The 12,682-nt window shown below is 56.7% G+C and carries 7 protein-coding genes and 3 pseudogenes; 5 read left to right on the forward strand and 5 right to left on the reverse strand.

What is annotated here, in order from left to right; translation table 11 throughout:
* Positions 1-185 precede the first annotated feature (185 nt).
* Positions 186-480: pseudogene (locus EJ069_RS31995) on the forward strand (IS6 family transposase); the annotation flags it as partial.
* Positions 481-575: 95 nt separating this feature from the next.
* On the opposite strand, the gene EJ069_RS32000 reads toward EJ069_RS31995, so the two are convergent.
* The 5 genes and pseudogenes from EJ069_RS32000 to EJ069_RS32020 all read right to left on the reverse strand — a co-directional run bounded on the left by EJ069_RS32000 (position 576) and on the right by EJ069_RS32020 (position 9,667).
* On the reverse strand, positions 576-962 hold the full coding sequence (locus EJ069_RS32000) for an ectoine synthase (protein WP_126064515.1): 387 nt from the start codon (positions 960-962) through the stop codon (positions 576-578).
* A gap of 176 nt (positions 963-1,138) precedes the next feature.
* Positions 1,139-2,385: pseudogene (locus tag EJ069_RS32005) on the reverse strand (acetyl-CoA carboxylase biotin carboxylase subunit family protein).
* 215 nt (positions 2,386-2,600) lie between these two features.
* Positions 2,601-3,458: an alpha/beta fold hydrolase gene (locus tag EJ069_RS32010; protein WP_126064517.1), complete on the reverse strand. Its 858-nt coding sequence runs from the start codon at positions 3,456-3,458 to the stop codon at positions 2,601-2,603.
* On the reverse strand, positions 3,346-4,383 hold the full coding sequence (locus tag EJ069_RS32015; RefSeq protein ID WP_189476081.1) for a phosphopantetheine-binding protein: 1,038 nt from the start codon (positions 4,381-4,383) through the stop codon (positions 3,346-3,348). The genes EJ069_RS32010 and EJ069_RS32015 overlap by 113 nt, the downstream gene beginning before the upstream one ends.
* Positions 4,384-4,630: 247 nt before the next feature.
* On the reverse strand, positions 4,631-9,667 hold the full coding sequence (locus EJ069_RS32020; RefSeq protein ID WP_189476084.1) for a non-ribosomal peptide synthetase: 5,037 nt from the start codon (positions 9,665-9,667) through the stop codon (positions 4,631-4,633).
* 361 nt (positions 9,668-10,028) lie between these two features.
* Here EJ069_RS32020 and EJ069_RS32025 point away from each other — a divergent pair, with 361 nt between their 5' ends.
* From EJ069_RS32025 to EJ069_RS32040, 4 genes and pseudogenes are all read left to right on the forward strand, one after another.
* Positions 10,029-10,772, forward strand: a complete 744-nt coding sequence (locus tag EJ069_RS32025; RefSeq protein ID WP_126064520.1) for a 4'-phosphopantetheinyl transferase superfamily protein — start codon at positions 10,029-10,031, stop codon at positions 10,770-10,772.
* Between the two features lie 554 nt (positions 10,773-11,326).
* A complete protein-coding gene (tnpB, locus tag EJ069_RS32030; protein WP_348639381.1) occupies positions 11,327-11,539 on the forward strand; it encodes an IS66 family insertion sequence element accessory protein TnpB in 213 nt (70 codons plus the stop codon).
* A 260-nt stretch (positions 11,540-11,799) separates the two neighbouring features.
* Positions 11,800-12,118, forward strand: a pseudogene (locus EJ069_RS32035) (transposase domain-containing protein); the annotation flags it as partial.
* Positions 12,118-12,414 (forward strand): hypothetical protein, encoded by a 297-nt coding sequence (locus EJ069_RS32040; protein WP_126064521.1) that lies wholly within the window; start codon positions 12,118-12,120, stop codon positions 12,412-12,414. The pseudogene EJ069_RS32035 and the gene EJ069_RS32040, both read left to right, overlap by 1 nt.
* Positions 12,415-12,682: the final 268 nt, after the last annotated feature.

The following is a 12,682-nucleotide window of genomic DNA, read 5'->3' on the forward strand; positions in this document are numbered from 1 at the left end:
GCTCGGCATTCCCGAGCAACCCCGTTTGCTTACAGCTACAAAGACTAAGGACGGGCCGCCGCTCAGACCACGGTCATAACGTCTAGTACGTGTCCATAAACGGCTGTTTTCCCGGAGGTTTCAGTGGTCTTTGGCCTGCTGAAGCGATGTTTTGGTGCGTATTCCAATCGTTCCGGACAGGGCTCGACGAGATCGTCCAGAACCGCCGCAAACCAAAGCGGCCAAGCGTTTGCTGACGCGGCTGCTGAAGAAGCAAGGCGTCGCGCCGCAGCCGGGCGGAGAGTGCACATGCCGCTGCGAAAACGCGAGCGGATGATGCAAGACTTCCGATCACCAGGAGCACTGCAACGCTTCGTTTCGATCTTCTCGGCTCTGCGCAATCTCTTCGTCCCGCCCCGCTCAAAACGCTCCGCTCTCGCTGCACATATTCACCGCCTGCAGGCCATGGCGCAATGGAAAGCCGTGGCCATGGTCAGCTGACATCAGCGGCCGCAGGTCTCAATGCGTTTATATGCAGACAACGTGACATCGCCCTTGGACCGAGTTCCTACAAAACCTGCGGTTCTTTTCCGTCTTCAATAGGCCGAGCTTGACCCGTCATTGAGGTTGTGGCGCTCGGTGCCCTTGAGCGGCGGATTAAAGATGCTGACGAGAACCAGGTCCTTGTTCCGGCCCCCGCGCAAATAATGCTCGTCATGCTTGTCGAGCACGTAGATGTCGCCTTTGCGAATGGGAAAGACATTGCCGTCCATGTCCTCAACCTCGCCCTCCCCAGCAATGCAATAGCAGGCCTCAAGGTGGTTGCGGTATTGGAGCAGGGATTCCGTGTTGGCGCGCACTACCGTGTGACAGACGGTAAAGCCCATTCCGTCCTTTTTCGTCAGCAGACGGTGGCTGGTACCACTACCCCACTCAACGAAGTGATCGGTGGCTTCAACATCTTGCAGGCTGCGTACGAACATGGTGTTCTCCATTTAAGAAGATTTGACAATAGCTGCGTGCGAGTTCAGACCACTCGCGGCAGGTGCTTTATCTGCCTGGTTTCTGCATGAAACAAACGCGGATTCCTCATCAGATAGTTGACCCCCTGGGCGCTTTACGGCGACGAACGCCTCTTACCAGGCGCCACCAGCGCTGGTTAAGGGGCCGCCGGTTGTTCCTGTTCGCCAACGGTCGAAAATGGTGTGATCGACCAATCGATTAAGTCGACTGCACGCTGAAGTATCGCCTCAGTCCGATCATGGGTGGGTGAAGCAGCGATGACATATCCGATCCAGTCTCGAAGATCGCCTTTCCTGACGATTGGCGTCTTGGGTTCAACATAGAATTTGACCTCGACTATACCGGGTATGGCAGCCGCTCGACTGTCGCCGCTGATCCAATCGAGGGTGCCATCGCGATCAGGAACGAGGAACCGCGCGGCCGCAGTCTGCGAATGCCTTCTGTGCAAATCCCATTCTTCCCCAATGGCAAGCTTGATGTGCTCGGTGACGAGATCGACACCGTAAGCCAGATGAACCAGTTGAGGATCGGGCGCGCCGGCAAGGCGCGGATTGACTTCAATGACGACTGGCCCACGCGTCGTCCACCGGAATTCAATACCCGCTGGCCCCAGCCAAGGTCGAGAGCTCGCAAACAGCTCAGGGAAACATCGGCGATACGCTGATGCTCGTCATCAGTCAGCCCGGCCGGAAAGGTGAATTCACGAAAGACGAAATGCGGTGGGGAGCCGAAATCGGCGGCGGAAATGCCAATGATCTCATTTCCCATTATCTCGGCACAATAGTAGGGGCCTTGTGCGAATTCTTCCACGAGTATTCTCGGCGAAGACCGCCATATATGCTTCCCGCCCAACAGATAGGTCGTATGTTCAACCAACTCGTTGACGTTGCGGCACAATCGGACTCCCCTACTGCCGCTGCCCACGGCTGGCTTGACAATCACCGGCAGGCCGATCTCCGCGGCAAAACTTTCCACCTCCGTCGCATCCGCTGCCAAGCGATAGGCAGGTATTGGAACGCCGGCCTCTGCGAGTAGGTGACGTTGCTTGAATTTGTCGCAGCATTGTTCGATGGATGTGGGTTTCGGTCCCGGCAGATCGAAATGGCGGCAGAGCTTGCCAACTGTCGCATAGAATGAGTCCCCGACGGACGTAATGCCAGCAATGTCATAGGTTGCATGCAGCCGGGAGCATTCGCGGATCAGCGCATCGAGATCCGCTGTATCGACACGGATTGCCTCAATTCCTTCGGCCCCAAGATAGTCGTACTGATCTGGATCAGCCGATAGGACAATTGGATGAAGACCAAGTTGCTTGGCCGCCTGGACGTATAGCGGACCATTATACCTTGAACCTTCAAGCAGGATGAGCGCTCTTCTTGCCATTGGCCGTTGACTCCGACGTTACGTGCTTTGTGGCAGTCCTTCGTACATCGGCAGAAGCTTTTTCAGCCGTGCCCGATCTCAGACCTTGTAGTGAACGTATCATTGTGAGCGATTTGCGGTCGCAAAGATTCAGTAAATTTACTTCAAGGATTTGTTGCAACAGTTTGGTCGCCGGCCCTTGTCCGGCTTTTGCGATCTGCTGCTGGTGCCGTCGCTTAGTCGTTTCGATTGAGATAATCTTTGAGCTTCGTTGCTAGGACGCTCACATGAGGCGGAGCGACCATCGTGTAATGGTCACCTGGCACCTCATGGATTTCCAGGCGCGTCCGCGCGAATTGCTTCCACCCAAGATCGCCATCAGGTTCATTAGTGGATGTGCGCAGCCCCTTCTTGGCTGCAAAAAGAACGGACCTGCTGTCGTTGAGCCGAGGCGTATATTCACGCAGCGCAATTTTATTTGCCTCGGCAACTGCCAGAATATTATTGAGCTGCGTTTCACCCATGTCGGGTACATTGCCTGCTTGCATTCCGAAATCCAGCAATGCCGTGACCTGACACTCACGTTTGATGGATTTCAGCTTTCGCCAATGTTTCTTCAGCGTAGGAAAAAGGACGCTCAATGTGACCGCTTGCTCGCTAAGCCAGTCAGGAATACGGCGGTCGCCGAGCAAGCGATGATACCGGTCGCTTGTGTGCTCTTCATCCTTGTGAAGCGCTTTGGCATCGAGCAGCCCAACTATTGCTACCTCGTCACCAGCATCGTGCAATTGGCAGGCCATTTCCCAAGCAATGCTACCGCCCATAGACAACCCGGCGAGCTGATAGGGGCCTCGCGGTTGAACGCTCTTGATAGCCTCTACGTATTCCCGCGCCATCTCCGGAATGCTCAGGTGAGGTCTTGCTTCACCATTCAGACCGCGCGCCTGCAGGCCGAACAGCGGCTGCTCCGTGCCAAGTGCCTTAGCAAGAGGCGTATAGAGGAGTACATGTCCCCAAAAGGGTGGGGCAAAACAGAGGCGTCCGTGAACCGCCGGTTTGTATCGGCACCAATGCGTTCTGACGCGCGCTTCCACGGGTCTTCGACAGGGCTATTGCGAGCCCTCTTGGAGTCTGGTGTTCCAGCAGCAGGGAGACAGCCACTCTCTCTCCCGTGAGCTGCTCGATGCGATCGATGACGCTTAAGGCGCTCAACGAATCGCCACCAAGATCAAAGAAGCTGTCGGTCAGGGCAACCTCATCCAAGCCCAAAATGTCCCGATAGACCGCCCCAATTTGGCTGTCTAAAGCTGCCTCAGCAGACATCTCAACTTCAGTCGGACTGCGCACCCCTTCGTTCCCAGTCGGGCGATCGACGGATGTGGCTGCAATATCAGGCTGATTCAAATCGGCATTTTGTTCCTGCTCCTTGGTTACGACCGCATCGAGCCAGTAACGCTTGCGATCAAAAGGATAAGGGGGGAGGGGGGTGCGCTGTGGGTGGTGATGGGCGTGCAGGCCAGACCAATCTACGCGAACGCCGCAGCTCCAAAGCTTGCCCAGTGTCTGTAACAGTCTCAGGCGATCACCTTGCCCATGGTCGCCTCCTGGCAAGGCCGCAAAGGCAAGGGGACTGTGAGGGTTGATCTTTGACTTGAACCGCTTGGAATGTCCCGTCAGGGCTGCGCCAGGCCCCATCTCAATGAACAACTCGTGGCCCGATTGCACTAGCCGATCGAAGGCCTGATGGAACTGCACCGTCTCTCGCAGGTTGCGGACCCAATAGTTGCTATCGAGCCGCACGTCCGGCTCAAGCCAGTCACCGAGTACCGTTGACATGAAAGGCATTTGCGGCGCGTGCAAATCGACTTGTGCTGCGTGAATCTTAAACTCCGGAAGGATTGGATCGAGTAGGGATGAATGTACGGCATGACTTGCACGTATCCGTTTACTCGCAATGGATCTCGACTCCAACCGCTCATGAAACGCCGCGATCTCGGATGCTGCCCCGAAACGAGGCACTGACGAGGCCCGTTTATGGCCGCCAATGAAAGGCGTTCGTTCCAATAGGGCTGGAGCTCTTCCGGCGACAGGCTGACTGCAACAATCCCGCCGGCAGGCACACGCGACGTTAACTGTCCTCTTATCAGCGTCAGACGAATAGCATCAGGTAACGAGATAATGCCCGCAAAATGAGCGGCTGCATATTCGCCGATGCTGTGGCCGATCACAGCTGCAGGGACAATGCGCCACGACATGAAGAGCTTCGTCATTGCATATTGCGTAGCAAAGATGACAGGCTGTATGACGGGTTCCAGCTGAGCCTCAGGCTCGCCATCAGATTTGCCTTCGCAGTAGAGCAGGGGCGGAAATCAATATGTGCGAGCTCATTAAGCCAGTTTGCGCATTCGTCGATGGCGTTGCGGAATACCGGCTCTTCTTCATAGAGCTCCCGACCCATTGCAATCTGCTGCCCGCCCTGGCCGGAGAACATGAAAACGATGCGTTCACTGCTTGACACCTCTCGCGTCGCGCCCGCCTGCAGTGCCGCCTGGTCGATTTGGTCGGTTAGTTCCACCAGACCGGATCCCACGAAACTTGTGCGATATCTGAGAGCGGCTCGACCCGTTTGCAGGGTGTATGCGATATTTGCGGCGCTATGCTGAATATCGCTTCGGCGCATAAAGCCGGCCAGTTGCTGGAGCATTTCGGTCATTGCCGATCTGCTCGCCGCCGATACCGTAAAGACGTGCGGCCGGCGACTGGCATGCGCACCGGTTCGCGGCGGAGCCTCCTCGAGAATCGCGTGCGCATTCGTGCCACCAATGCCAAATGAGCTGACCCCGCCGCGCCGTGGCTCACCACCTTTGGGCCAATCGGTGCAGGTCTTGTTTACGAAAACCGGGCTCTCGTGAAAGTCGATATTTGGGTTGGGCTTGTCAAAATGTAGGCTAGCCGGAATGACGTTCCTGTTCAGCATCGTGGCGAGCTTGATCAATCCCGTTACGCCCGCTGCGGCGTCGAGATGGCCGACATTTGTCTTCACCGAACCTATTGCGCAGAATTGTTTCCGTGCTGTGTAGGAACCGAAGGCCTTGGTCAGGCCGGAGATTTCGATGGGGTCTCCAAGATAGGTTCCCGTACCATGCGCTTCGACGTAACCAATGGTGTCCGCAGAGACCTCAGCATCGGTGAGGGCGGCTTGGATCACCGCAGCCTGTCCGTCGGCGCTGGGGGCGGTGAACCCTACCTTGGCGGCGCCATCATTGTTGATGGCGGTCCCCTTTATCACTGCCCAGATATAATCGCCGTCTCTACAGGCGTCGCTCAGCCGCTTGAGAACGACGACCGCTGCTCCGCTGCCTCTCACCGTTCCCTGTGCTCTAGCATCGAACGCACGGCAGTGACCGTCAGGGGACAAGATATGGCCCTCTTGATGGAGATAGCCTTTTCCGTGGGGCAGGGAAATCGATGCACCGCCAGCCAGCGCCATGTCGCACTCATTGCTGCGCAGGCTCTGACAAGCGAGGTGGACGGCCACCAGCGAAGTGGAACACGCCGTCTGAACTGACACGCAGGGACCGGTCAAGTTGAGCTTGTAGGCAATGCGCGTCGCCGTGAAATCGTGGCCATTAAGAATGCGGATCTGCAATTTCTCCGAATCCAGCAAGTCCCGGCCTGCTTCATGTTCAGCGAGATAGTGGTTGGCTCCCACGCCGGCAAAGATACCGACTGGATCCTCGGCGGTCTCGCGCGATCCGTATCCTGCATGATCGAGCGCCTGATACGCCGTTTCCAGCAGGATCCGCTGTTGCGGGTCCATCCACGCTGCTTCCTTTGGCGAGATGCCGAAGAACGCTGCGTCAAACAGATCGACCCCCCTGATAACGGCTTCGCGCCTCACATAATTGGGCTTGCCAAAGGTATTGGGATCAACGCCAGCTTGTCGCAATGTCTGTTCATCCAAGTCTGCGATGGACTCTATGCCATCAACCAGATTGTTCCAGAATTGATCGACGTTTTCCGCTCCCGGGAACCTGCCCGCCATGCCGATGATCGCGACAGCATTGCGGTTCTGTTCGGCCTTGCTTTCGCTTGCGGCCACCCCAATTGGCTTCTCAAGATACGAAGTGAGGCGAGGGGCGTCGGAAATTGCGGCCAAGTGCGCTGCGAGCGTTCTTATGGTGGGATGCTCGAATAGATCCAGAATCTTGCAATCAATGCCCAAATGATCGTGGATACGCGCCTGAACCTGAACAATGGCCAGGGAATGTCCACCAACATCGAAGAAATTGTCTTCAACGCCGATGGAGTCCACCTGCAGAATGTCCTTCCAGATGTCAGCCACTTCTGTCTGTAACCCACCAGTCGGTAAAGTGGCGGCCTTCGATGTCGAGCCGTCTCTCTTCGGCTCGGGAAGAGCGCGCCGATCGATCTTGCCGCTGCGGTTGGTTGGTAGCTGTGGAAGGAACACGAACTGTGAGGGAACCATGTAGCCAGGCAGCGCGGCGCGCAGGAAAGCCTGGAGTTCATCGATGTCCTCCGAACTTTCCGATCGCCTCACCACGTACGCTGTCAGGCTCGCATTTTCAACGGCACGGTTTGTCAGCGTGACGCAGCATGCTTTGATGTTCTTATGCTCCATCAGACATTGCTCGATTTCGGCAAGCTCGACCCGCATGCCGCGAAATTTGATCTGTCCGTCTTTTCGGCCCAGGAACTCAATCGTGCCATCTGACCGATACCGGGCCAGATCCCCAGTCCAGTAGAGCCTGGCTTGCGGATCATCATCGAACGGGTTTGGCCGGAAAACCTGGCGCGTGAGGTCATTGTGATTAATGTAGCCGCGAGCTAGGCCGACGCCCCCGATACAGAGCTCGCCGATTGCGCCAACCGGAGCCGGGTTACCATAGCGGTCGAGGATGTAAGCCTTGGTATTGATGGCAGGGCGCCCTATGGGTGGCCTTCGCCAGTCGGGTTTCACCTCGCTCCTTATGCAATAGACGGTCGTTTCGGTTGGCCCATAAGAATTGAAGACGCGGCGTTTCTCACCCCATCGCTCAACGAGGCTTGGCGGCAACGGCTCTCCGCCTGACTTGATCACGGTGAGATCAGGAAGATCAGTAGACGGCAAGGAGGCCCATGCTGTCGGTGTGAGACCGGCTGCGGTAATGCGCTCACGGCGCATGAAGTCGACAAGCTCTGCTCCGGGCAGCGCCGCTGATGGGGGCGCCAGGCACAATCGACCCCCAGAAGAAAAGGCCAGCATAAAATCGAACAGCGATGCGTCAAATCCGCAGGAAGCGAACTGTAGTACCCGGCTATCCGGCCCCAGCTGATACGTGCGTTTTAGATCCTCCGCCATGTTGCAGGCGCTTCGATGTTCAACCATCACGCCTTTCGGCTGACCCGTAGAACCGGATGTATAGATAACGTAAGCCAAATCCGAGGGACCGGCGGGGCAGTGCGGAGGAGTGACTTCGTGCAGGGCGATTTCGGTGTGGTCCTGGTCGAGGAGAACCACAGCGCATCCATTCGCACCTTCAATGTTTCGCCCCGACAGGGCACCCCCGAACGCCTGTTCTGTAAGCTCTGCCTTGCTGATCACTGCAGTGGCTTCAGCGTCCCGCAACATGAAGTGTAGGCGCTGGGGTGGGAGTCTAGGATCGAGAGGAAGATGGACGGCGCCCGCCTTCAAGACAGCTAGAAAGCCGACAATGAGATCGCACGAACGCTGAACGAGAACGCCGACCACATCTCCAAGGCGCACACCTTTTGAAATCAAATGATGGGCAAGCCTGTTTGCCCTTTGCTCAAGTGCTGTATAGCTGAGCGCCTCCGATGGGCAGCTGACGGCGATATTGTCTGGGTAAGCGGCAGCCTGCGCTTCGATCAGGTTGTGCAGGCAAATGTCCGAAGGAAAAGGTGCAGATGTGTCAGTAAAATCACGCAGAAGCTGGTGCTCCTCCTCTGGCGTCAGAAAACTATAATCGCCTATCCGTCGCCCTGGCGCATCTGCAATCGCCTCAAGCAACAACTGATACTGCTTGGTCAGCCGCTCGATGGTGCTGCGATCCCACAAATCCGCATTGTATACGGCGTCAAGGCGGACGCTTTGTTTTCCAGCGAGGATGCGAAAATCAAGATCGATCCAGACGTCGGTCTCGCAAAGTCGGATTTGCGCAGGCAAGCCGCACAGGTCGACGTCGCATCGCCTGAAGCCAAGAGAACTCACCGCCTCCGGGATGAAGTTGAAAACAGCTTGCGCAAGCGGGTTGCGATCAGGTGCAGGAGGGAGCTTTAGCTTCTCCAGCAGTAGGGGAAGAGGAAAATACTCGTGTCTACGCGCGCAGCGCATGAGCTCACGAACCCGCTGCAAATGGTCGAGGAAAATGGAATTTTCGGAAAGATCCTGCCGTAGGGCCGCCAGTGTCACAAAGTAGCCGAAGGTCCCCGAAAAATTTCCGGTCGGACGACCGAGGCGTGGTACGTAAAGGGTGATGTCGTCCTGGTCGCCGTAACGATGCAGCAGGACGTAATAGGCAGCAAGCAGCACGGTGGCGAGCGTCACTTTTTCTTTATCCGCCAGTCGCTCCAAGCGCGCGACCAGCGGCATCTCGACATTCACGGAGAAAACTGACCCGGTGTGCGTGGCAAGTGCAGCTCGTGGTCTGTCGGTCGGAAGGGCCAGGTCAGGTTCATGATCAACAAACTGGCTGCGCCAGTAGGCCCACATGCGTTCTCCGTTGTCGCCGGCGAGGAGGCGCTCTTGCCAGGCTACGAAATCCGCGTAAGCAGCTGCCGTGGTCAGATCCGGCGTATCCGTGTCGCCGCAGAACGCCTGGTAAAGCCCGCCGAACTCGTGCAGGAAGGTGCGAATGCTGTAGCCGTCGGAAATGATGTGATGGAAATTGAGGAGGAGAACCTCTTCCGTGGCACTGCTGATGAACAGGTGAGCGCGAAACACCGGCCCATGTTCCAGATCGAAAGGCGAGCGAGCTTCCGCTGCGATGGAGTGATGGAAGTCCGCCTCTTCGAGACCTTGTAGCCGAACGACATGAAAACTCAGAAGGGCTGTCTCATGAATGCGCTGAACGATCTGCTCGCCTTCCCGGTGAAAGGTCGTGCGCAGCATTTCATGGCGGTCGATCAATGATTGGAGCGTGCGCCGCAAGGCATCAATGTCGAACGGTGCCCTTATGCGCAGTTCGACGGGCAGATTGTATTCGCTGCCGTGAGGTCGTTTTTGATGATGTATCCAAAGGCCCATCTGGCCATGCGACAGCGGACGCGCAACATGATCCATTGCTTTCTCCAAGCGCATAGTTGTGCGTAGAACACTAGCCGTCTTTGCTTGGAAACAGTTTGAATTTTTTGTGAATAATTCAGTCGATTATGTCCACATCGTATCACGAATATTAATCTTAATAATAATCGCATTGCATTGGCAGAAACAAATTTTTAAAGGAAAATTTAAAATGTGGACAGATTAGTATCGAAATTTTTTTGCATTTCATAAATCTCTTCCCATCACGGGCCGTCGCTCCTAGAAGTGACTCCTAGTCAGTCACGCATCCACGCCTCCAAGGCAGCCGAAGGGTATGAACGGCCAAAGGGTCGAAATGAATGACCCCCCTGCTAATCAGGCAAGGTAGCACGCGGTATGCATGCACTCGAATAAGCAGACGGGCACAATCGACGTTTGGGTTTTCCGGCATGCGCAGCTGACGATCCCGACGTTGCACATGCGCGAAGTGTTGAGTCCAGCTGAGCGGGAACGGGCCGAAAAAATCCGTCACTCAGACCTGCGCCTTTCGTACCTTCAGGCGAAGTTTGCTTTTCGAACTATCCTTGCTTCGCACTTGCATGTTCCGCTGAGAGATCTCCAGATGACCGTTTCGCGGTTCGGCAAGCCCCTATTACCGGCACACAACGTTGAGGTGAGTCAGTCTCATAGCCATGACTGGTCCGCCGTCGCAGTATCAGCCACGGGCTTCGTCGGGATAGATATTGAGCATTGGCGCCCCCTGGCTAATTGCCCGCAATTGGCTTGCCACATTATGACTGACCAAGAGGCAATGACCTTTGAAGCGATTCCGAGCGAGCTGACTGCGCGAAAGTTTCTGGAGCTCTGGACCAGAAAAGAGGCCGTACTGAAATGCGCTGGTCTTGGCCTCCGCCAAGACCCGCGCGGCCTTCATACGGGCTGGGATGAGCCGGCTGTGCAATTTGGTGACGTGCGATATTACCTCAGCGCACTCCCGGTCTGCGGGCATTTGGTAGGGCATTTAGCGTCGCATGCTCCCCAAAAAATCATCATGCGCAGCCTGCCATCACAATTGGACGCTTGGCCGAAATGCCGTGCTGCATCAGCGCCAATGAGTTCAGGCCCGATGAGTGGCTCGTCCTGAGATTACTTGCGGATCGTTCCCGGCGTTGGCTGAAACGGGGTCGCCAGCCGAGAGCCGTCTGCACTCCCAAGGATCTAAATCAAAAGAAAAGAATTGCCGAGCAAATCGAGGCCAGCGGCTTAGAACGTCCTAACTGCTGGAAGAGCTACCTCGAGACATTCGAGGCGATAATGCCGGATCCCGCCGAGATTGGACTGACCGCCGAGTAGCCCAGAGTTGGCTTACTCCGGGAGTTTGACAAACCCGCCTTCGAGGCTGTAGCACGATCCAAAGCTGAAAAGTCGCAAGGCAGAACAGTTTGAGCCTTTGACGAACCCAAACCCCTTGCTTGCGTTGAACCGATGCCGAGGGTTCGTCCAGCACGGTCGAATTGCAACTATGCCGCGGGCGGAGCCTTCGCTTTGATAAGGACATCGATGCCGCCATTCTGGCGCGGCTGATCCGTGCGGTTGAGGCAGCATGATCGGACCGGGAGCTGGCGTTCGGGTCTATCTTGCCTGCGGCGTAACAGACATGCGCAAGGGATCGAAGGCCTGGCCGCCCTGCCCCAGGATGTGCTGCGTCAGAAGCCGACGGGAGGAGCGGTCTTCGCCTTTCGGGGCAGGCGCGGCGATCGTTTGAAGCTTCTTTATTTTGATGGCCAGGGGTTCTGTCTCTACTACAAGGTCTTACAGAAAGGCCGCTTTCCGTGGCCATCGGCGGCGGATGGGACAGCTCGACTGACGTCAGCGCAAATGGCGATGCTGTGGGAAGGGATTGACTGGTGACGCCCCAGCTGGGGAGCGCCGCCGGCGCGTGTCGGGTGATTTTATCCTTTTGAACCTGCTTGTTTATATGGCTCTTCTGCCTGACTTGTGGTAGTCAGGTTCATGTTGAACGCTGCCGAGAATCTTCCCGACGATCACGCCTCGCTGAAGGCGATCATCGCCGCCTTGCGGGCGGAGAATGCGAAGATGTCGGCGACGTAGAGTCTGCGGCCGCGCATCGCCAGGCTGAAGAAGCAGGTCTTCGGGCAAATCCTCGGACGAAAGCCTTCCGATATGGCTTGAGCCGCTGGCCTTCATTCTGCCTGTTCTTGGAAGACGGCCGCGTCGCCATGGATAACAACGCCGCCGAGCGCGCCTTGCGCAAGAAAGAACTGGCTATTTGCCGGCGCCGACACTGGTGCCGAAACGCTCGCGCGCGCCATGACGATCATCGAGACGGCCAAGATGAACGGCATCGATCCGCAAGCCTACCCGGATGACGTGCTCGACCGTATCCACGATCACAAGATCAATCGTCTCGACGAACTGCTTCCCTGGAATTGGTCGCCTGTCGCCGCCATCTCCGCCGAGGCCGCCTGATGGCAACCGTGACCCACGTGTTCAGCATCGACTACGTCGCCAAATTGATCGATGAAAATCCCGAACTCCTTCAGGCGATCGTCCGCAACGATGACAACCTGAGCTACGGCAGCATCATCAGCGTCTACACCGGGCCGGATGAGGCAATAACTGCTCTAACCGACGATGGCATGGATGAACTTAGGCAAATGCTTGCCGACGCTCGCCGCACCGCCGACGAATGGAGCGACTTCCTCGACGCCTTCGTCGACGACGAGGAACTCATCACACGCATCAAGCGGAAATCTCCGCGGTAACAACCGGGCCGTTACGTTGAACCACTTCACGTGGGCGTCGACAGGCGCCGCGACCGCGGGCGGTGGCCGCTGAAAGAAGCTGGGCACGAAAAACTTTTCCGGAAAACAAAACGGCTCGTCGTCATCTCGCTGCCGACGCGGCTTGGGATGGTCTTTGTACCTGCTCATGTTCTCTCGGCTGGCGTAGGAGGGAGGCGTTGCGCCCCTATGAATAAGGTGGGACGGCCGGCTGATCAACAATCGGGGTTGTTTTCGAAGCAGCGTCCCT

Source organism: Mesorhizobium sp. M2A.F.Ca.ET.043.05.1.1 (assembly GCF_003952445.1).
GTDB lineage: Bacteria > Pseudomonadota > Alphaproteobacteria > Rhizobiales > Rhizobiaceae > Mesorhizobium.